Annotated in this window: 19 protein-coding genes; 6 read left to right on the top strand and 13 right to left on the bottom strand. The window is 68.5% G+C overall.

What is annotated here, in order from left to right:
- Nucleotides 1-16 precede the first annotated feature (16 nt).
- Genes WS46_RS09450 through WS46_RS09420 form a run of 7 tightly spaced genes read right to left on the bottom strand, consistent with a single transcriptional unit; the run spans nt 17 to nt 6,850 of the window.
- On the bottom strand, nt 17-1,063 hold the full coding sequence (locus WS46_RS09450) for an ABC transporter substrate-binding protein (RefSeq protein ID WP_059690326.1): 1,047 nt from the start codon (nt 1,061-1,063) through the stop codon (nt 17-19).
- Entirely contained in the window at nt 1,060-2,211 is a 1,152-nt protein-coding gene (locus WS46_RS09445) for an FAD-binding oxidoreductase (RefSeq protein ID WP_059690325.1), read from the bottom strand. Before WS46_RS09445 ends, WS46_RS09450 begins: the two co-directional genes overlap by 4 nt.
- Entirely contained in the window at nt 2,204-3,643 is a 1,440-nt protein-coding gene (locus WS46_RS09440) for an NAD(P)/FAD-dependent oxidoreductase (RefSeq protein WP_059690324.1), read from the bottom strand. The genes WS46_RS09445 and WS46_RS09440 overlap by 8 nt, the downstream gene beginning before the upstream one ends.
- Nucleotides 3,640-3,987: a (2Fe-2S)-binding protein gene (locus WS46_RS09435; protein ID WP_059690323.1), complete on the bottom strand. Its 348-nt coding sequence runs from the start codon at nt 3,985-3,987 to the stop codon at nt 3,640-3,642. Before WS46_RS09435 ends, WS46_RS09440 begins: the two co-directional genes overlap by 4 nt.
- Nucleotides 3,987-4,781, bottom strand: a complete 795-nt coding sequence (locus WS46_RS09430; protein ID WP_059690322.1) for an ABC transporter permease — start codon at nt 4,779-4,781, stop codon at nt 3,987-3,989. The genes WS46_RS09435 and WS46_RS09430 overlap by 1 nt, the downstream gene beginning before the upstream one ends.
- Nucleotides 4,778-5,767, bottom strand: a complete 990-nt coding sequence (locus WS46_RS09425; RefSeq protein ID WP_059690321.1) for an ABC transporter permease — start codon at nt 5,765-5,767, stop codon at nt 4,778-4,780. The genes WS46_RS09430 and WS46_RS09425 overlap by 4 nt, the downstream gene beginning before the upstream one ends.
- Nucleotides 5,768-6,850 carry an ABC transporter ATP-binding protein gene (locus tag WS46_RS09420; protein WP_059532006.1) on the bottom strand — a complete coding sequence of 361 codons (1,083 nt, stop codon included), beginning with the start codon at nt 6,848-6,850 and terminating at the stop codon, nt 5,768-5,770.
- Between the two features lie 294 nt (nt 6,851-7,144).
- Between WS46_RS09420 and WS46_RS09415 the strand changes: the two genes are divergently transcribed.
- The 6 genes from WS46_RS09415 (at nt 7,145) to WS46_RS09390 (ending at nt 13,289) form a co-directional block, all read left to right on the top strand.
- The gene (locus WS46_RS09415; protein ID WP_059690320.1) at nt 7,145-8,035 is read left to right on the top strand and encodes an IclR family transcriptional regulator; all 891 of its coding nucleotides are present in this window, start codon (nt 7,145-7,147) and stop codon (nt 8,033-8,035) included.
- Nucleotides 8,036-8,355: 320 nt separating this feature from the next.
- Nucleotides 8,356-9,471 carry a porin gene (locus tag WS46_RS09410; RefSeq protein WP_373558357.1) on the top strand — a complete coding sequence of 372 codons (1,116 nt, stop codon included), beginning with the start codon at nt 8,356-8,358 and terminating at the stop codon, nt 9,469-9,471.
- A 39-nt stretch (nt 9,472-9,510) separates the two neighbouring features.
- Nucleotides 9,511-9,723 carry a DUF3311 domain-containing protein gene (locus tag WS46_RS09405; protein WP_059690319.1) on the top strand — a complete coding sequence of 71 codons (213 nt, stop codon included), beginning with the start codon at nt 9,511-9,513 and terminating at the stop codon, nt 9,721-9,723.
- On the top strand, nt 9,720-11,198 hold the full coding sequence (locus WS46_RS09400; RefSeq protein ID WP_059690318.1) for a sodium:solute symporter: 1,479 nt from the start codon (nt 9,720-9,722) through the stop codon (nt 11,196-11,198). The genes WS46_RS09405 and WS46_RS09400 overlap by 4 nt, the downstream gene beginning before the upstream one ends.
- A gap of 103 nt (nt 11,199-11,301) precedes the next feature.
- A complete protein-coding gene (locus WS46_RS09395) occupies nt 11,302-12,774 on the top strand; it encodes an amidohydrolase family protein (RefSeq protein ID WP_059690317.1) in 1,473 nt (490 codons plus the stop codon).
- A gap of 131 nt (nt 12,775-12,905) precedes the next feature.
- Complete coding sequence (locus tag WS46_RS09390; RefSeq protein ID WP_059531991.1) at nt 12,906-13,289, top strand: hypothetical protein; 384 nt, start codon at nt 12,906-12,908, stop codon at nt 13,287-13,289.
- 108 nt (nt 13,290-13,397) lie between these two features.
- Here the strand turns inward: WS46_RS09390 and WS46_RS09385 are convergent, their stop codons facing one another.
- From WS46_RS09385 to WS46_RS09355, 6 genes are all read right to left on the bottom strand, one after another.
- On the bottom strand, nt 13,398-14,960 hold the full coding sequence (locus WS46_RS09385; RefSeq protein ID WP_059690316.1) for a methyl-accepting chemotaxis protein: 1,563 nt from the start codon (nt 14,958-14,960) through the stop codon (nt 13,398-13,400).
- A 293-nt stretch (nt 14,961-15,253) separates the two neighbouring features.
- Nucleotides 15,254-15,697, bottom strand: coding sequence for a VOC family protein (locus tag WS46_RS09380; RefSeq protein WP_223963024.1), 444 nt, complete (start codon nt 15,695-15,697; stop codon nt 15,254-15,256).
- A gap of 76 nt (nt 15,698-15,773) precedes the next feature.
- Nucleotides 15,774-17,258, bottom strand: a complete 1,485-nt coding sequence (locus WS46_RS09375; protein ID WP_059690314.1) for an alkaline phosphatase family protein — start codon at nt 17,256-17,258, stop codon at nt 15,774-15,776.
- Nucleotides 17,259-17,676: 418 nt separating this feature from the next.
- Nucleotides 17,677-18,447, bottom strand: a complete 771-nt coding sequence (locus tag WS46_RS09365) for an ABC transporter substrate-binding protein (RefSeq protein ID WP_059690312.1) — start codon at nt 18,445-18,447, stop codon at nt 17,677-17,679.
- A 149-nt stretch (nt 18,448-18,596) separates the two neighbouring features.
- Nucleotides 18,597-19,826 carry a cyanate transporter gene (locus WS46_RS09360; protein ID WP_059690311.1) on the bottom strand — a complete coding sequence of 410 codons (1,230 nt, stop codon included), beginning with the start codon at nt 19,824-19,826 and terminating at the stop codon, nt 18,597-18,599.
- 139 nt (nt 19,827-19,965) lie between these two features.
- Nucleotides 19,966-20,835, bottom strand: a complete 870-nt coding sequence (locus WS46_RS09355) for a helix-turn-helix transcriptional regulator (protein ID WP_059690310.1) — start codon at nt 20,833-20,835, stop codon at nt 19,966-19,968.
- Nucleotides 20,836-20,918: the final 83 nt, after the last annotated feature.

The raw sequence follows: 20,918 nt of genomic DNA, 5'->3' as shown, positions 1-20,918 counted from the left end.
CGCACGCCGGCGCCCGTTACCGCTCGATCTGCCGGTTCCAGCGCGTGTCCCACTGCGCGCGGCGCGCGTTGATCGCCGTCCAGTCGACCACCGTCACCTTGCGCACCAGGTCGTCGACGCTGCCGAGGCTTTGCTGCATCGTGGCGGGCATCTTCGCGAGACGGTTGGTCGGGATCTGCTTGCCGGCCTCGGCCGCCTTCGTCTGCGCGGGCGCGGACAGCAGGAACTGCGCGAGCTTCTGGGCCAGTTGCGGATCCGGGTTGTTCGCGACCACGCACAGGTCGACGAGCAGCAGCACCGGGCCTTCCTTCGGGTTCGCATACGCGACCGGAATGCCCTTGTCCTGCAGGTCGCCGACGCCGGTCGGCGTCAGCGGGAACAGGCCGGCCTCGCCGGTCTGCACCATCTCGGAGATCTTCGCCGAGTTCGGGATGTACTCGACGACGTTCGGCCCGACCGTGCTCGCCCACTTGCTGAAGCCGGGCTCGACGTTCTGTTCGCTGCCGCCGAGCAGCCGGTTGATCGCGAGAAATCCGTGCAGCCCGAACGTGCTGCTCGACGCGGACTGGAACACGACCTTGCCCTTGTATTTCGGATCGGCGAAATCCATCCACGACGTCGGCGGCGCCCAGCCTTTTTCCGCGAACAGTTTCTTGTTGTACGCGATGCCGGTCATCCCGAGCTGCACGCCCGCGCCGACGTCGTCCTTCATCCGCGCGAACGGATACAGCTCCTTCAGCACCGGCGAATCGTCGAGCTTCTGGCATACGCCGAGGCTGACCGCGCGCGCCATCACGCCGTCGTCGAGAAAGGCGACGTGGATCTGCGGCTTGTTGCGGTTCGCGAGCAGCTTCGCGAGCACGTCCGACGACGTGCCGGGCACGACGACGACCTTCACGTTGTTCGCTTTCTCGAAGTCGGGCAGCACCTGGCTCGTATAGGCCTTTTCCATCGGGCCGCCGTTCATGCCGACGTAGATCGTCTTCGTTTGCGCGAACGCGGGCGCGCCGGCGCCGGCGATGCAGAGGGCGGCAGCCGCCGCGATCGTTCCGAGCAGTTTCATCGTTGGGTCTCCTCTTGACGGAAAGGGGCGGTCGGCGCGGCTTGGCGGAAGAAGCGGCCGATCGAGAATGCATCGAGTGGCGTGGCGGTTTCGCCCGTCGTGACGAGATCGGCGAGCACCTCGCCGACGCCCGGTGCGAGCAGGAAACCGCCGCCGGAAAAACCGAACGCATGCAGCAGGTTCGGCGTGGTGCGGCTCGCGCCGATGATCGGGTTGTGGTCGGGCGTGCAGCCTTCGACGCCGCTCCACGTGCGGATCAGCAGCGCGTCGCGCAACGCGGGCAGCAGCGCGCATGCATCGCGCATCACCGCGCGTGTCGTATCGACCGACGGCTGGCCGAATTCGCCGTCGCCGCGACCGCGCCCGCCGCCGATCACGCAGTTGCCGCGCGCGACCTGCCGCGCGTACACGCCGCCGCCGTACACGCCGAGGTTGTGCGTGATGAACGGCGGCAGCGGTTCGGTCACCCACATGTTCGGGTAGATCGGCTCCATCGGCACGGCTTCGCCGAAGCGTTCGGCGATCGTGTTCGCCCATGCGCCGGCCGAGTTGATCAGCCACGTCGCGGCGCATGCGCGGTCGCCGGCATGAAGGTGAAAGCGCGTGCCGTCGTGCCGGACCGCGTCGACCGGCGTGTGCTCGAATACGTCGGCGCCTGCCGCGCGGGCTGCGCGCGCGAACGCGGGCGACACGACGCGCGGGTTCGCATGTCCGTCGGTCGCGCACAGCGAGCCGCCGACCGCCGCGCGGCCGAGCCACGGATAGCGGCGACGGAACGCGTCGCCGCGCATCACCTGCAGCGGCAGGCCGTGCTCGCCGGCGAGCGCCGCGTAGGCATCGAGTGCATCGAGATCGGCGTCGCTGCGCGCGAGCCGCAAGTGGCCCGACACGACGAATTCGCCGTCGATGCCGATCAGCTCGGGCAGGCGATCCCAGATGCGCCGCGCGCGCAGCGCGAGCGGCAGCTGTTCGGCCGGGCGGCCCTGGCAGCGCACGCCGCCGTAGTTCACGCCGCTCGCCTGTGCGCCGCAGTCGCGGCGTTCGAACAGCGCGACGCGCAAGCCGCGCCGCGTCAGCGCCAGCGCGGCCGATGCCCCGACGAGCCCGCCGCCGACGATCGCGACGTCGTAGTGGCGAAGGTCACTCATCGCGCGCCTCGTCGGGAATCGCCGCGACTTCGTCGCCCGCGAGCGCGGCGGAAATCGGAAACGGCTTCACGGGTGGTTGCGCGCGCAACCGTCCGACATCCGCGAGCGGGCGGCCGGTTTCGGCGGCGAGCACGAGCGCGGTCGCGTCGCCGCACATGCGGCCCTGGCAGCGGCCCATCCCGGCGCGTGTCAGCGCCTTCAACCGGTTCATCTCGGTCGCTTCGCCGCCGCGAATGCAGCGTCGCAACGTACCCGCGTCGATTTCCTCGCAGCGGCATACGATCGTGTCGTCCGGGCAGCGCGCGGCGAGCGCGGCGGGCGGCGCGAATGCGGCTTCGAGGCCCGCGCGGAATGTGCCGAGCCGGACAAGCCTGCGCTCCAGCATCGCCGCATCGGGTTTGCCGGAACGCGCGCGCGACGGCGTTTCGATACCCGCATCGTCGAGTAGCGCCAGCGCCGCGCGTCGCCCGGACGCCTCGGCCGCGTCGGCGCCTGCGATGCCGGCACCGTCGCCCGCGACGTAGATGCCGCGCACCGACGTGCGGCCGGCCGCGTCGCGTTCGGGCAGCCATGCGCGGTTGAGCGGATCGAAACGGAACCGGCAGCCGGCGAGATCCGCGAGCTGCGTTTCCGAACGCAGCCCGAAGCCGAGGCCGAGCGCGTCGCAGTCGAGCCGCCGCGGCGGCGCGTCGCCGCCGGCCGCGCGCCATGCGAGTCCCGTCACGTGCTGCTCGCCGAGCACGCGCTCGAGCGTGACGCCCGTTTCGATCGCGACGCCGTGCGCGCGCAGCCAGCCGATGTAGTACAGCCCCTTCGCGAAGGTGGACGGCATGCGCAGCAGGGCCGGTGTCGCGGCGGCCTGCTGGCGCAGCGGACTCGTGTCGAGCACCGCCGCGACCTGCGCGCCGGCTTTCGCGTATTGATAGGCGACGAGATACAGCAAGGGTCCCGTGCCCGCGAACACGATGCGGCTGCCGATCGCGCAGCCCTGCGCCTTCAGCGCGACCTGCGCGCCGCCGAGCGTGTAGACGCCGGCGAGCGTCCATCCCGGCACCGGCAGCATGCGATCGGTCGCACCGCTCGCGACGATCAGGTGCGAGAACGGCACGGTCGTCTCGCGGCCGTCCTGCAGCGTGTCGACGCGGCCCGCGCCGCACGCCCACGCGAGCGTGTTCGGCCGGTAATCGACGTGCGGCAGCAGCGCGGCCATGGTCCGGTGCACGGCATCGGCCTTCGCGGCCTCGAAGCCGTACAGCACGCGCTTGCCGCGCGCGAACGCGCCGTCGGCCGGCGGCTGACGATAGATCTGCCCGCCCCAGCGCGCGTTCTCGTCGATCACGACGGGGCGCAGCCCCGCGTCGACCAGCGCCTCGGCCGCGCGTACGCCGGCCGGCCCCGCGCCGACGATCACCGGTCGCAATGCGTCGTTCATGATGCCTCTCCGCCTGCGGCGGGCTGCGCGCCGGTGAGAATCCGCATGCCGTCGACGATCGGCGTCGAGCATGCGCGCACGCGTGCGCCGGCCTCGGTGCGCACCCAGCAGTCCTGGCACGCGCCGATCAGGCAGAAGCCCGCGCGCGGCTTGCCGCTGAATTCGCTCACGCGCACGCGGCGCTGCGCGACGAGGATCGCGGTGAGCACGGTGTCGCCGGCGAGCGCGTGCGCGGGGCGACCGTCGAGCGTGAACGCGACGGCGGCGCGCTCGCGTTCGGCGACGCGCACGAACTGCGCGCCGTCGTCCGCGATGCCGGTGGAACGGGAAACGGAAGTCGTCATCAGTGTTGGCCGATCAGGATGCGGTTCAGGCCGTACACGCGATCGAGCAGCAGCATCGCGCCGGCGGTGATGAAGATGACGAGCGCCGATACCGACGCCATCATCGGATCGATCGATTCGGTCGCGTACATGTACATGCGCACCGGCAGCGTGACCGTCTGCGGCGACGTGACGAAGATCGACATCGTCAGTTCGTCGAAGCTGTTGATGAACGCGAGCAGCCAGCCGCCGGTGATGCCGGGCACGATCATCGGCAGCGTGATGCGGCGGAACGTCGTCCACGGATCGGCGCCGAGCGAGCATGCGGCCTGTTCGATGCTGCGGTCGAGGCCGGCGACGGACGCGAGCACGAGCCGCATCACGAACGGCGTGATGACGATCATGTGCGCGAGCACCAGCCACGCGAACGAGCCGGTCGCGCCGATCAGCGCGAAGAACCGCAGCAGCGCGATGCCGAGCACGAGGCCGGGGATCACGAGCGGCGACAGCAGCAGGCCGTTCAGGAACGCGCGGCCGGGAAACGCCGCGCGGCCGATCGCGAGCCCGGCGGGCAATGCGATCGCGAGCGACAGCGTCGCCGACGCGAATGCGAGCTTCACGCTGTTGGCGAATGCGGTGACGAAGTCCGGATAGTCGAGGATCGCGCGGAACCAGCGCAGCGACAGGCCATGCGTCGGCAGCGTCAGCGTTTCGTCGGGCGTGAACGCGACGAGCACGACGATCACGAGCGGTGCGAGCACGAACAGGATCACGAGCGTGTGGAACGCCAGGGCGAAGGGGCCGTTCTTTCTCATCGGGAAGCGCCTCCGAGGCTGCGCGCATAGCGGCGTTCGAGCACGCGGTAGTAGGTGAGCATCACGACGAGGTTCGCGACCAGCAGCAGCACCGCGATCGTCGCGCCGAGCGGCCAGTTCAGCGAGCCGAGGAATTCGTCGTAGACGGCGGTCGCCGCGACCTTCAACCGGCGTCCGCCGAGCAGGCCCGGAATCGCGAACGCGCTCGCCGACAGCCCGAACACCATCAGGCTGCCGGACAGCACGCCCGGCATCAGCTGCGGCACCACGATGCGGCGCAGGGTCGTGAACGGCGATGCGCCGAGCGACAGCGCCGCGTGCTCGGTCTGCGGATCGAGCCGCTGCAGCGCGGTCCACACGGGGATCACCATGAACGGCAGCATCACGTGCACCAGCGCGATCACGATCGCGAACGTCGTGTATTCGAGCTTGTACGGCCCGAGACCGACGAGCCCGAGCGCCTGGTTCACGAGCCCGCTCGTGTTGAGCAGCATGCTCCAGCCGAACGCGCGCACGACGACCGACACGAGCAGCGGCGCAAGGATGACGAGCAGGAACAGCGAGCGCCACGGGTCGCGCATTTTCGACAGCACGTACGCTTCCGGCGTGCCGATCGCGACGCAGATCGCGGTGGTCAGCGCGGCGATGCCGAACGTGCGCGCGAAGATCGTGTGGAAGTACGACGAGCCGAGCACTTCCGCGTAGTTGCCGAACTGGAACGCGGCGATCGGGCCCGTGGCCGGATCGTAGCGGTAGAACGTGAGCGCGAAGGTCATCGCGAGCGGCACGAGCACGAGCGCGGCGAAGAGCAGGAACGCGGGCGTGCACATCAGCCACAGCGGCGCATGGGCGCGCCACGACGCGCGCAACGTGCGGCCGCCGGCGGCGCGTGGCGCCATGGCATCGGCGGCGGATGCGGGCACGGCCGATTGCGCGCGCGCGGCCGGCGCGCCGTCGGTCGGGAGCGGTCGGGCAGGCTGTCCCATTCAGGCCTCCCGCCGCATCACGCGCACCGCGTCGCTGTGCCAGTCGACGCCGACCGGCGCACCTTCCGCGAGCGGCTCCGCCCCTTCGTTCTGACAGCAGACGAGCACTTCGCCGAGCGCGCTGTCGACGCGGTACAGCCACTGGCTGCCGAGAAAGAAGCGGCTCGTGACGGTCGCGGCGAAGCGGCCCGCGCCCGGCGCGCACAGGCGCAGTTTTTCAGGACGGATGCACACCGATACGGCGTCGCCGATGCGCACGTCGCGCTCGCGCGCCGGCAGGTGCGCGGTGCGGCCCGTCTCCGCGAGATCGTGGCCGAGGTCGATGCGGATCGCGTCGCCGTCGTGCGCGACGATGGTGCCGGGCAGCAGGTTCGCCTTGCCGATGAACTGCGACACGAAGTGGTTCTCCGGACGTTCGTACGCGCGGTACGGCGTGTCGGTCTGCGTGATGCGGCCGGCCTCCATCACGACCACGCGATCGCTGATCGACAGCGCTTCCGATTGATCGTGCGTGACCATGATCGTCGTCGTGCCGATCTTGCGCTGGATCGCGCGCAGTTCGAACTGCATCTCCTCGCGCAGCTTCGCGTCGAGGTTCGACATCGGCTCGTCGAGCAGCAGCACCGGCGGTTCGATCACGACCGCACGTGCGATCGCGACACGCTGCCGCTGGCCGCCGGACAGCTCGCGCGGAAAGCGGTGCGCGAGCGCATCGAGACGCACGAGCGCGAGCGCCGCGCGGATCCGCTCGGCGCGCTCCGCCTTGTCGACGCCGCGCATGTCGAGGCCGAAGCCGACGTTCTCCGCGACGCTCATGTGCGGAAACAGCGCATAGCTCTGGAACACGATGCCGAGCCCGCGGCGGTTCGGCTTCATGTGCGTGATGTCCTGACCGTCGAGCGCGATGCGGCCGCGCGTGACGTCGACGAAGCCGGCGATCATCTGCAGCGTCGTGGTCTTGCCGCAGCCCGATGGCCCGAGCAGCGACACGAATTCGCCTTGTTCGACCGACAGGTTGACGTCGGCGACGGCCGTGAGCTCGCCGAACGATTTCGTCAGATCCGTAAGCGTGAGAAACGACATGGGGAACTCCGGGTTCGCACACCGGATGGCCGGTGCGTCATTGACGCGGACTCTAGCCAGCCATATTTGGGAGCGTCAATTTCGAATTCTGCTCAGCGGGATAAATTTCTGAAAAATTCCATTGATCGGAATGGTTTGAGGCATCGTCGGAAAATCGTTCCGTTGAGTGAAGGCGGGCGAGGCGATGAAAAGCGCACGTCAATCCCGTGCACACCCGGATGCCCGACGCATTTCGGCGGCACGACAATGGCGGCTGGCGTATTCCGTTCACTGAAATCATCGAGGAGAACTCGCATGCAGGAACCTCATTCGCGCGGAACGTCGCGTGCCGCAAGCGTGCCGGCCCCGGACGAGGACGCCGCCGCCGATGCGGCCGGCGCGCCGGGCACCGGCATGCTGCAGCGCGCGTTCGCGATCCTGCGCGCGCTGGCCGGCATGCAGCAGGACGGCGTGCGTGTCACGCATCTCGCGAAGGCCGTCGGCCTGACGCAGGGCACCGCGCACCGGATCCTGCAATCGTTGATCGCCGAAGGGATGGTCGAGCAGGACGAGCAGTCGAAGCTGTACCGGTTGAGCGTCGACTTCTTCGCGCTCGCGGCGCTGGCCGGCAACCCGAGCAGCATGCGTACGCTGTGCCGGCCCGCGCTGCTGCGGCTGTGCGCGAGTCTCGGCGAGACGATCTTCCTGCTCGTGAAGAGCGGCTTCGACGCGGTGTGTCTCGACCTGTGCGAAGGGCCATTCCCGATCCGCTCGTTTACCGGCGACATCGGCGGGCGCATCGCGCTCGGCGTCGGGCAGGGCAGCCTCGCGATCCTCGCGTTCCTGCCGGAAGCCGAGCGCGAGGAGGTGATCCGCTTCAACGTGCCGCGCATTCGCGGCTACGGCGTGCTCGACGAGGTGTATCTGCGCACCGAGATCGAACGCGTGCGCCAACTCGGCTACGCAGGGCGCAACAGCGGCGTGCTCGACGGGATGGCCGGCGTCGCGGTGCCGATCCTCGACCGCACCGGTTATCCGGTCGGCGCGCTGAGCGTCGGCACGCTGGCGTCGCGTCTCGGCGACGACCGGATGCCGATGGTCGTCGAACTGCTCAGGCGCCAGGCCGATGCGATCGGCCCGCGCACGAACCCGTTCGATGCCGCACTGCGGCGGCCGATGCACGGGCTATCCGGGAAAACCGCGTAGCCGCATCGCGCGTCGCCGTTTCGTCAGCTTGCTTACGCGCGCCATTCACGTCTGAGCAAAGTGCACCGCGTCACGCGGGCCTCGAGGCTTTCCGTTTGCTTGCGGATGACCGCTTTCCTTGCCCGTCCCCGCTTCACTCGTCTCCATTCGATTTTCAACTGCCGGCCAGTTGAACATTTCATTTCTTGATGCGATTGCGGCTGGATACCATCCAGCCACTGTCTATACAAGCCGACCGGCGCGTATGGCCAGCATCGAGAAAACACAACACAACATCGACAAGACGGTTTGGAGAGGAGATGACGGAGATGGTGCGAACGATGGGCAGTAACAGGGGCGTCGCGTGCATGAGCGCGGCCATTGCGATGATGTTCGCCGGCGCCGCGCACGCGCAGTCGACGGTGACGCTGTACGGGATCGTCGACGCGGGCGTGACCTATACGAGCAACGCGAAGGGCCATGCGCTGTGGCAGTTCACGGGCGGCAACGAATCGGGCCCGCGCTGGGGCTTGATCGGCACCGAGGATCTCGGCGGCGGCCTGAAGGCGAACTTCCGGGTCGAGAACGGCTTCAACGTCGCGAACGGCGCGCTCGGGCAGGGCGGCCGGATGTTCGGCCGCTCGGCATGGGTCGGCCTGAGCGGCGCGAGCTGGGGTGCGGTGACGCTCGGCCGCCAGTACAACTCGACGCAGGACATCCTCGGCTCGCTGCAGATGAGCAGTTTCCTCGCGCAGTACTCGACACATCCGTTCGACAACGACGACATCAACAACACGTTCCGCACCAACAACGCGGTCAAGTACGTGTCGCCGACGATCGCGGGCCTGCAGGCGAACCTCGTGTACGGCTTCTCGAACTCGACCGGCTTCTCGAACGACAACACGTGGAGCGCGGGCGTCACGTATGCGAACGGGCCGCTCAACGCGGGCGCCGCGTATGCGCGCGTGAACCATCCGGCGGTCAGCACGATCGGTGCAGTTGCTTCGGATAACTACTATTCGTCGTCGGCATCCGTGTTCGGTGCGAGCCTCGGGAACGCGGTGCGCCAGCAGATCTGGGGCGCGGGCGGCAGCTATGCGATCGGGCAGGCGACGCTCGGGCTGCTGTACACGGGCTCGAACTTCGGCCAGGCAACGGGCGGCGCGCTGCGTTTCAGCAATTACGAAGGCAGCGTGCGCTACCTGATCACGCCCGCGTTGATGGCCGCGGCCGGCTACACGTATACGAAGGTCGCGCGCGGCGGCGACGGCGGTCACTACCAGCAGGTGTCGGCCGGCGTTCAGTACCTGCTGTCGAAGCGCACCGACGTGTACGTGAATGGCTTCTACCAGAAGGCGTCGTCGGGTGTCGGACACGCGTGGATCGACGGCACCGACGGCCCGTCGTCGACGACGTCGCAGGTGGCGGCGGTGGTCGGCATTCGCCAGAAGTTCTGACGCCCTGACGCGTTCGCGCGTCTTCCGGAGGAGACATCAATGAAATTCAAACTGTTGCTGGCGGCGTTGCCGTTCGTCGGGATGTACACCGGCGGCTCGATCGCCGAGGTGCGGCCGCTGCTGTTCGGCCTGCCGTTCCTGCTCGTATGGAACCTGATCTGGATGGCCGCGACCGCCGCGATCCTCGCGATCCTGTTCCACCTCGACGAGCGCGACTCGGCCCGCGACGGCCGCACGGGAGACGCGCGATGAACGCATCGATCCTCATCATCGCGGCGTTCGCCGTGTTCGCGCTCGCGATCGGCGTGATGGCACGGCGCGGCCGCAAGCTCACGCTCGAGCAGTGGGCGGTCGGCGGGCGCGGCTTCGGCTCGCTGCTCACGTTCCTGCTGATGGCGGGCGAGGCGTTCTCGACGTTCTCGTTTCTCGGCGCGAGCGGCTGGACCTACAGCAAGGGCGTGCCCGCGTTCTACATCCTGTCGTACGGCTGCCTCGCGTTCGTGATCGGCTACTGGATGCTGCCCGCGGTGTGGCGCTACGCAAAGGAGCGCGGGCTCGTGTCGTTCGCCGATTACTTCGCGGCGAAGTACGACAGCCGCGCGATCGGCGTGCTGGTGTCGGTGGTGGCCGTGTTCGCGATGGTGTCGCTGCTGATGATCCAGCTGCGCGGCCTCGGCGTGATCGTGTCGGAGATGTCGTACGGGCTGATTCCGCAATCGGCCGCGATCTGGATCGCCGCGTCGCTGATGGCGGTCTACATGGTCGTGTCGGGCATTCACGGCTCCGCGAGCATCGCGATCTTCAAGGACGTGCTGATCCTCGCGATCGCGATCTTCCTCGGCCTGTACCTGCCGATGCACTATTACGGCGGCCTCGGCGAGATGTTCGCGAAGATCGACGCCGCGCATCCCGAACTGCTGCGCATGCCCGAGCACGGCTTCAACCTGAGTTGGTACAACTCGACGATCCTGCTCACGTCGCTCGGCTATTACCTGTATCCGCATGGCTTCACCGCGATCTACGTCGCGAAGGACGAACGCGCGCTGCGCCGCAACGTGATCCTGATGCCGCTGTACCAGGTGCTGATCGCGTTCCTGTTCCTCGTCGGCTTCGCGGCCGTGATGACCGTGCACGGGCTCGAAGGCGCGCAAACCGACCTCGCGCTGCTGCGCCTCGTGAAGCAGACGTTCCCCGCGTGGTTCGTCGGCATCGTCGGCGGCACGGGCCTGCTGACCGCGCTGGTGCCGGGCTCGCTGATCATGCTGAACGCATCGACGACGATCGCGCGCAACATCTATCGCGAAGGCTTCGCGCCGAATGCGACCGATCGCGAGGTGACGCGCGTCGCGCGGATCGCATTGCCGATCTTCACGCTGGTCGTCGTCTACTTCGTGTTGCGCGGCGGCGCCACTTTCGTCACGCTCGCGATCTTCTCGTCGAGCCTGCTCACCCAGCTCGTGCCGATGCTTGCGTCGAGCTTCCTGAAGCGGCCGTTCGGCACGCGGGAAGGTGCGTTCGCGGGCATCGTCGCCGGCGCGATCGTGATCGCGATGACGAATTACTACGGCGTGACGCTCGCGTCGCTGTTCCCCGGCGCATCGAGCACGCTGACGTCGATCAACCCCGGGCTGGTCGCGCTCGCCGCGAACGCCGTCGTGTTCATCACGATCAGCGCAGCGCAGCGCAAGCTGAAGGCGCGTGTGACGGCGCCGGTCCGCTCCGCGTGACGTCACGACCGACATGCCGCCGTCGAGCCGCCGGGCAGCCGCCCGGCGGTTGTTCCGCTCGGCGGCCCTTTGACTATTTCGCATTCCAACAGGACACCAGGCGATGAAGACCGAGGACAAGGCCGACGACCGGCGCGAAGCAATCGATACGCTGATCGCGAACGGCTGCGTGATCACGATGGACCCGCAGCGGCGCGTGATCGAGAACGGCGCAGTTGCCGTGAAGGGCGATCGCATCGTCGCCGTTGGCGACACCGCCGAGTTGCAGGCGCGGTTCCGCGCCGCGCGCATGATCGACGCGCGCCGCAAGGCCGTTCTGCCGGGCCTGATCGATTCGCATGCGCACGCGGGCCACGCGATGCTGCGCACGATCGGCGGCGCGGACGGCGATGCGTGGTCGGCCGCGGCCGAGACGATCTACACGCGCGCGTCGGACGAGGCGTTCTGGGAAACCGAATCGCACCTCGCGGCGCTCGAGCGGCTGAAGGCCGGCGTGACGACGGGCGTGTCGCTGCTCGGCGGCGGCAACTCGATCATGCGCGTCGACGATCCCGTCTACGCGCGGCGCCACTGCGATGCGGTCGTGCGCACCGGCACGCGCTCGGTCGTGGCCGTCGGCCCGTCGCGCCCGCCCGCGCCGCGCGCATACACGCGCCATACGCCGGACGGCAGCGAGACGCGCGACGTCGATTTCGACACGATGTACGACGTGTGCGAGCGCATCGTCGACGCATGCCACGGCAATGCCGACGGCCGGATCCGGATCGCGCTGACGCTGCCGGTGTACGGTCCCGAGCACGACCCGGAACTCGCGCGGTACGAGCGCGACTTCCGCGACCAGGCGGCGCGCTACGGCGCATTGGCGCGCGAACGCGGCCTGACGTTCACGCAGGACGGGCATCGCGCCGGCACGCTCGCGTTCGCGCATCGCGAACTCGGGCTGCTCGGCCCGACGTCGTTCATGTCGCACAGCATCGACCTGACCGACGACGACATCGCCGCGTGTGTGGAAACCGGCACCGCGATCGTCCACAACCCGAGCGCGATCATGTCGATCGTCGGCCGCTGCCCGGTGCCCGAGCTGATCGATGCGGGCGTGACCGTCGCGATCGCGTCGGACGGCGCGGCGCCCGATCGCGGCTACGACATGTTCCGTCACATGTGGCAGTGCATGCACTACCATCGCCGCCACTTCCGCGACCCGGATGTGCTGCCGCACGGCAAGGTGCTGGAGATGGTGACGATCGACGCGGCGAAGGCGCTGTCGCTCGATCGCGAGATCGGTTCGCTCGAAGCCGGCAAGCTCGCCGATGTCATCCTCGTCGACCTGTTCCGCCCGCACATGATGCCGATGAACATGCCCGTGTATCGCGTGACGTGTTTCGCGAATGCGGCCGACGTGTGCATGACGATGGTCGGCGGCCGCGTGCTGATGGAGGATCGCCGCGTGTTGTCGGTCGACGAGCACGAGATTCTCGAGCGCGTGACGACGGTCGCGGAGACGATGATCGCGCGCAGCGGGTTGCGGCACCTGCTCGACGAGCCGACGACGCTGTGGGGGCGCAGTCGCTACTGAACGACGCAATTGCCGCAGCGGTTTGCGCGGTGCAAGGACGGCGAGGCGGGGCCGGTTCGGGCCGGGTATTTTTCTGGTTTCGCCGCCGACGGACATGCTAGGATTTCCGTCAAACAACTCCGGAGACTGCTATGCCGTTCATCTGCGAAAACGTTGAATGCCGCGCCGTGCTGGCTCGTGGTCAGGTCAAGCCCGAGCACGAGGATGCGGGGTGGTGTTTCTACTGCCCGGACTGCAAGGCCAGGAACGAGTTGACGAGCGCCGGCGTGCCGGGCGGTCCGGTCGAGTTGAATCAGCCGGAGCGAGCCAGTCCCCCGCACAAGGTCGTCGCGACGGCGCGCGCCCTGGAGGACGGCGGGTTCGCCGCGCAGTTGCGCGTGCAGCGGGCGCTCGCCGTGAAAGGAACCTACGCGGCCGAAGAGCGCTGGGAGCAGCTCGGCGTATTCCCCGACGCGCAGGAGGCCGTCGCGCACGCGAGGTCCTTCGCGATGGACCTGCTGGCACGGGCGGCCTAGGCGCGAGCGCCCCGCGACACGATCCACATTTTTGCCGGCAACGACACCGGGCCGCGGCTCGGGTGTCGTACCGTGCCGGGCGGCCCGACGCCGGTCGGGCCGGTCACATCACGCCACCGCCGCCTCTCGAAGACGGAACTGCGCGACGGCATCGCTCAGCCGCGTGCTCTGATCCTCGAGCGACAGCGCAGCGGCGGCCGCCTCTTCCACCAGCGCCGCATTGCGCTGCATCGTCTGCTCCATCTGGATGACCGCGGCATTCACCTGTTCGATGCCGGCCGACTGCTCGTCGAATGCGATGCTCGTCTCGCCCATGATCGCGTTCACGCGCCCGACCGCGGCGACGAGTTCGGTCATCGCCGAGCCGGCGAGCGCGACAAGGCCGCTGCCGTCTTCGACGCGCTGCGCCGAGTGGCCGATGAGTTCGCGAATTTCCTTCGCCGCCGACGCGCAGCGCTGCGCGAGCCCGCGCACCTCGGTCGCCACCACGGCGAAGCCACGCCCCTGTTCGCCCGCGCGCGCTGCTTCGACCGCCGCATTCAACGCAAGGATGTTCGTCTGGAATGCGATGCTTTCGATCACGCCGACGATGCCGGAGATCCGCGTGGAGCTGTGCGAGATCGCCGACATCGTTTCGATGACGCGCTGCATCGCGTCGCCGCCTTTCGACGCGATGCCGGCCGCGCCTTCCGCGTAAGTGCGCGCATCGCGCGCGTTGTCCGCGTTCTGGCGCACGGTCGCCGTCAGCTGCTCCACGCTCGCCGCCGCCTGCTGCAGCGACACGGCCTGCTGCTCCGTGCGCGCGGACAGGTCGACGTTGCCGCTCGCGATCGTGCGGACGTCGCCGACGATCGTCTCCGTGCTCGAGCGCACCTGGTTCACGGTTTCGACGAGGCCGTCCTGCATCCGCTTCAACGCATTCAGCAGATACGCCATTTCGTTTTCGCCGGGGATGACGACCGTGCCGGTCAGGTCGCCTTTCGAAATCCTGTCGAAATGCGCGACGGCGAGATGGATCGGCGCGATGATCGCCTTCGCGAGCACGCGCTGCGCCAGGAAGCCGACGATCAGCGCGAACAGGGCGACCGCCACCATGGCCCACACGATCCGGTGGAAGCGCTCGCCGGCCGCGTCGTAGCGCGCCTTCTGGCGTGCGACCTGGAACGATTCGAGCGCGTCGATCGCTTCCTGATAGGCGGTGAAGAGTGCCGGCGGCGCGGTGCGGTGCGTGTCGAGGAAGTCGAACGCGTTGTCGTGATCGAGTTGCGACATCGCCTTCAGGAACACCTGGTCGAGCAGCGTGCGACGGCGATTGCGCAGCGTGTCGAACAGCGTTTGCTCGTCCGCGTCGCGCGCGTGCAGGCGCGTGTACGCGTCCAGTTCGTCGTCGCTCTGCTTGAGGAGCGTGTGGAGTTGCGCGATTTCCGCCTTCGCGGGCTGGCCGGCGCTGATGATCTGCGCGACGTCGCTCACGCGTTCGCGCAGCACGAGCATGCGCTCCGAGCTGGTTTTCAGGTGCAGCAGCGACGCGGTGTCGTCGCGGTACATTGCTTCGAGCGAGCCGTTGCCCGCGTAGAGGGCGGCGATGCACGCGCCGACGACCAGCACGAGCAGCGCCGTATAGCCGGCGATGGTCGCGACGAGTCCGCCGCGGATGGTGAGTTTTCGCATGACGTTCCCTTGCCGGCGGCCCGACGGGCGGCCAACGGCGGATGTGGATTCCGGATCACGAACGACGACGGGGCGCCGCGTCGAAATGCGGGGCGCCGGGGTTGCGAACGGGTTAACGGCAGGTGTGGCGCGGCGGTTTTATCCGCACGCGACGCGAATCTGAACGAATGCGACAGAAGGGCGGCGGTGGAGGGTGGATACGTTGCCGAGGTGAACGGCGTGCCGACGGCCGAGGCGCGCGTCGCATGCACGGGGTGCGATGCGCCCGGATCGCGGACGGTCCCGGCTGTCGATTATTCGCCGTCCGCCAGCCGAGACCGGATCTCGTCAACCGACGGATCGCGCAGATGCGTGGCGATCTGCCAGGTGTTTCCCCACGGGTCCCTGACCATCGCGCGCCGGTCGCCGTACGGCATGTCGGCCGGCATTTCGAGCGAAGTCGCGTTTGCGGCCATCGCCCGGCGATAGGTCGAGTCGGTGTTCTCGACGTAGACGTAGAGAAACGCCGGCGTCGGATCGCGCAGGCCGTCCCCGCCGCTCACCATCACGACGGAATCGCCGATCCTGATTTCGGCTGGCAGTCCTGAACGGAATTCGCCCCGCGCGTGAAAGACCGCCTTGATGAAGGCGATCAGGTGCTCGGGATCGGGAACGACGATGCGAGGCGTGACGGTATGCCATCCGTCGGGCTGGAATCGGGCCATGTCGAGCAACCTCGGGAGGGATTCACCGCGCATTGTCCTCCGGGCGCGGCGTGCGCGCAAAGGGGCGGCGGCACCGATTTCGATCGGTGCCGCCGCCTCCGCGCCATCGTCAGGCGCCCGTCCGGAACCCGAGCGTCGCTGCCTTCGCGCGCAATTCGGCGAAACGATCGACCGCCGGACTGGATGACGGACTGGCCGCCATTTGCGACGGATCGATGCCGGACACCGAGCCGGAGGGCGCAGGTGCGGTTTCCCCGGGACACGTTCCGCCGAACGGCCCTTGCGCGACCGTGAACGCCGGTGCATCCGTGCGCGGCGCGTCGGTGAAATCGAGTGCGTAAGCGAGATTGAACGTCGCCGGGTCGCTGCCGCGTACGCCGAGCGGCTTCAATCCGAAACGCCACTGCAGCAGCGCATGAATCGAGCTCGGATCGAACGGATAGCGCGTCACCGTGCCCGCGCGAACGCGCGGACCGAGCAGCGCAAGCGGCACGCGAAAGCCGAGCTTGCCGTCGTTGCCGATTGCGTGCTCGCTGTTGCTGATCGGCCGGATCGGCGGCACCACGTGCTCGAGAAAACCGCCCCACTCGTCGTACACCACGATCATCAGCGTGCGGCTCCAGCTGGGGCTCGTACGCAACGCGTCATAAACCTGGTTGAGAAACGCCTGCCCGTCGCGAATATCCGCATGCGGATGATCGTCCGCGGAAGCGCCTTGCTGCTCGCCCGTGAAAGCCGGGTCGACCATGCAGAACGGCGGCAGCGTTCCCGCCGCCGCATTCGACAGGAAATCCGAAAACGTATGCGAGATGCCGATATAGCGCGTGCCGTACAGCGCGGTGAACGGCACGTCGTGATAGTAGTAGCTGCAACCGACGTTGGCGTCGCTCAGGTTGTCCCAGATCGTGCGCAGCGACGAGTTGTCGGGGGTGTCGGTGAGGCGGTCGGTGGCGCCGCTGTGCAGGTAGAGGCGATTCGGAAACGTGTTGGTCAGGATGCCGGTGAAGTAGAAGTCGCCGATCGTGTAGCTGCTCGCGACCGCGCTGAAGAACGGCAGGTCGGCCGACGTGTAAAAGCCGATCGGCAGCAGGTCGCCGCGCGTCAGGCTCGTTCCCGGCGTCAGGAGCCAGCCGTTCATCGCGCCCGAAGCCAGTTGCGTGCGCGCGCCCTCGTAGCTGTGATTCGGGTCGTGGTATGCGCATGCCTGATAGCCGTAAGCGGGATTGGCCGACAGCGGGAACGGCGAGTCGATCCCGCCGAACGCGTCCTTGAATTGCTGATTGGCGGGCATGCCCTCGGCGCCGGGCACCCAGCTCAGGTAGTGGTCGAATGAACGATTTTCCATCGTGACCAGCACGATGTGATCGATGCCGGAACTCGCGGGATCGGGCAACGCAGGCCGTGGAAGGTTGTAGCGATCGCGTCCGTTCGGCGACGGCGTGTCGCCGATCGAAGGCGCGGGCGCGTTGCCGTCCGAACTGGGGCCATTGTCGTCTCCGCCGCAACCCGGCAGCGCAACGCTGCCGGCCATCGCTGCAACACCGGCGAGAAAGCGCCGGCGATTGTAGCGCCGATATGCATTCGTCTCGTCCATGACGACGTCTCCTTCTTGATGGGATGCGGCGTTGACCGGCCGGTCACGCATCGCCGCCGCGAAGCGACGCGCACTCGCCGTCGGAGATCGCGAGCGGGCGCAAGGCGCAAGCTTCATGCCCGTTGCGGAAGGCTCGGCGTGTCGTGCACGCTGTCGGGGCGCCCGCTTCGTGCGCGCGCGGCCGCCACGCGCTGCGCACGGCCGTCGCGCGTTCGCCGTCGACCGAGATGTTCATCGCGGCGCATCGTTCGGTCACCTGTCGATCCCGCGGCTGTCGTCAGACGATTGCGCGGCGCAATTGCACAGGCCGTTGGTCAAAAGGAACTCGGCGAACCGGATGCCGAAAGCGGGAAAGGGGCATCGCGCCCGCGCGCGACGCCCCTTCGCATCGGCCGGCGGCCGTAGCCGCTCGCATCCGTCAGTTGTAGATGTCGAACGAGAAATACTTCTTCGCGATCCGCTGATACGTGCCGTCCTGAATCAGGCTCGCGAGCGCCTGGTTGATCTGCGTGCGCAGCGCGTCGTCATCCTTGCGCACGCCGATCGCGGACCCGACGCCGAGCGTCTTCGGATCGTGCAGCGGCGGCCCCGCGAATTCGAAGTTCGCGCCCTTCGCGGTCTTCAGGAAGCCGAGATCGGCCTGCACCGACGATTGCAGCGACGCGTCGAGGCGCCCCGCAATCAAATCCTGATAGACGAGATCCTGCGTCTGGTACGTGCGCACGATCACGCCCTTCGGTTCCCAGTACGTGCGCGCATAGGTTTCCTGCGTCGACCCCTGCTCGACGCCGACGCTCTTGCCGGCCAGCGACCCGGCCGTCGGCTGCAGGTTCGAGCCGCGTCGCGCGACGAGGCGCGGCGGCACGTTGTTGATCTTGTCGGTGAACGCGATCTGTGCGAGGCGCTTCTCGGTCACGCTCATCGACGACAGCACGCCGTCGAACTTGCGCGCCTTCAGCGCGGGGATCATCCCGTCGAAGGCGTTTTCGACCCACACGCAGCGCACCTTCATGCGTTCGCAGATCGCGTTGCCGAGATCGATGTCGAAGCCGACGAGCTTGCCGTCCGGCGCGAGCGATTCGAATGGCGCGTAGCTGGGATCGACGCCGAGGCGCAGGACGGCCGGGTCTTTCGCGGCGGCGGCGCCTGTCGTCAGCGCAAGCGCGACGGCGATGACGAGTTTTTTCATGATTGTCTCCAAGATCGATTGATGTCGTGTGCGGTGAAGCGAATGCGGCCGGTGGGCGTGACGGCCCGCGCCCGGCCATGCGCGGGCGGCTGGACGAGCGCCGGAAGATGCCGGCGTTCGTCCGGATCGGGGAATCCGGTGGTTCGGTGTCAGCGCGCGGCGCCGGCGATGCGCGCCATGTTGCGGCGGTAGCCGGCGGGCGAGAACGCGGCATTCAACGCGGCCATCGACGCGATCACGCCGACATGCAGCCACCACGCGATCGCGAAGCTGCCGCCCGCGTCGCGCAGCCAGCCGATCAGCCAGGGGCTCGCGGCGACGATGAGGAAGCCGATGCCCTGCACGAACGCGGCGAGCGCGCCCGCGAGCCGCGCATCGGGCACGTGGTCGAGCGTGACGATCAGACTCATCGAGAAGAAGCCGCCGAGCCCGACGCCGACGCTCGCGACCCACAGCCCCGGCGCGAGCGCGGGCATCGTCGCGAAGCCGACGAAGCCGATCGTCTGCAACGCGAGCGTGAGCCACAGCACGGGGCGGCGATCATGCGAGCGTTTCGCGAGCAGCGGCATCGCGAGCGCGCCGGCGGCCTGGAACAGCGCCATCCACGCAAGCAGGTTGCCGCTCGCTTGCGCGCTCAGGCCGACGCTGCGATAGAACGCGGGCAGCCACGCGACGACACTCGCGTAGCCGCTGTTGCTGAGGCCGAAGAACAGCGCGAGTTGCCATGCGCGCGGAATCCGGACGAACGCGGCGACGGGCGCCGAAACCGTCGCGGCATGCACCGCGTCGCGCGGCGCCTTCGCGCGCCACAGCGCGAGCGTGACGAGCGCGGGCACGGCCCAGACGGCGAGCGACAGATGCCAGCCGCCGTGCGCGGCGAGCCACGGGCTCGCGACCGCGCCGAATGCACCGCCGCCGACCAGCGCGGCCGAATAGAGGCCCATCGCGAGCGGCAGCCGGTCGACGAACCAGCGCTTGGCGAGGCCCGGCGCGAGCGACTGGACCACCGCGACGCCCGCGCCCGCGACGATCGCCGTGACGACCAGCCCGATGCTGCTGCCGGTCCACAGCCGCGCGGCGCAGCCCGCGGCGATCAGCGCCAGCGCGGTGGCGAGCGCGCGCTGCTCGCCGACGCGTCGCGCGAGCCCGACGCCGACGCCGGCGACGACGCCCATCAACACGAACGGCAGCGTGGTCAGCAGCGCGGCCGCGCGGAAGCCGAGGCCCGTGTCGGCACGCACGATGTCGAGGACGGGGCCGAATGCGGTCAGGAACGGACGCAGGTTGAGGCCGGCGAGCACCAGCAACGCGAGTGCGCCGCAGGATACGGAAGCCGCGTGCGGGCGGGGGACGGCTTGCGCGGTGCCGGGGTCGGTCATCGGAATGCTCCAGGGGGCCGGTGGCCCTGTGATGCGATGCCGAAAGGGTAAAGGCGCGCTTGCCCAGGTGAAAATTAAATATTCGACTGGGTGTCAGTGCGGATTGCGATGGCGCGGCGCCGCGCGCAACTTCGACGCGCTACGCGGCCGGCAGGCTCGGTTCGCCGGCCCGTTCGCGGGCCTTTTCACGCGCGGCGACGAGCGTCCGGATGCGCGCACGATCGGCCGGCGTCGCCGGCGTGAAGATCACGAGGCTCAGGTCCGGGCGGCCGGTCACCGAGAATGCCGAGTATTCGAGCGCGATCCGGCCGGCCTGCGGATGACGAATCTCCTTCGTTCCTTCGTCATGCGAATGGATGTCGTGGTCGCGCCACATCGCGTCGAACTCGGCGCTCGTCGCGCGCATCTCGTCGACGAACGTCTGCACGGCCTGCGTGGCCCCGCCGCGCGCGATGTCGGCGCGAAACGCGCCCACCGCGAACCGCGCGACGCGTTCCCAGTTCTGCTGCGCGTAGCGCACCCCGGCATCGACGAAGATCAGCCGAAGGATGTTGCGCGCGGGCGGCGGCAGCGTCGCATAGTCGGTCAGCGTCGCGGCGGCCGCGTCGTTCCACGCGACGACGTCCCACGTCGCCGTGCGCACGATCGCGGGGCTGGCGTCGAGCGAATCGAGCACGTGCTGCAGGCGCGGCGTGACGTCGCTGCTCGCGTGATAGCGCACCTCGGGCGGATGGCCGAGGCCGATCAGGAACAGATGCTCGCGTTCGGCGTCGTTGAGCAGCAGCGCGCGCGCGAGCCGGTCGAGCACGTCGGCCGACGGCGCGCCGCCGCGGCCCTGTTCGAGCCACGTGTACCACGCGGCGCTCACGTGCGCGCGCTGCGCCACTTCCTCGCGCCGCAGGCCCGGCGTGCGGCGGCGCGCGACGGGCAGCCCGAGCGCGGCCGGATCGAGTTTCTCGCGGCGGTCCCGAAGGTACGCGCCGAGCAGGTTGTCGGATGCGTCAGCCATAGCCTGTTAGTTCGTTTACCGGTAAACCGTCACGTCTTCACCGCGCGTGACGGTCGACAGATAGTAAGCCTCTCATTCATTCG

It is taken from the genome of Burkholderia sp. RF4-BP95, assembly GCF_001521985.1.
In the GTDB taxonomy this organism is placed as follows: Bacteria; Pseudomonadota; Gammaproteobacteria; order Burkholderiales; family Burkholderiaceae; genus Burkholderia; species Burkholderia diffusa.
This window is presented reverse-complemented; position numbering and strand designations above follow the sequence as displayed.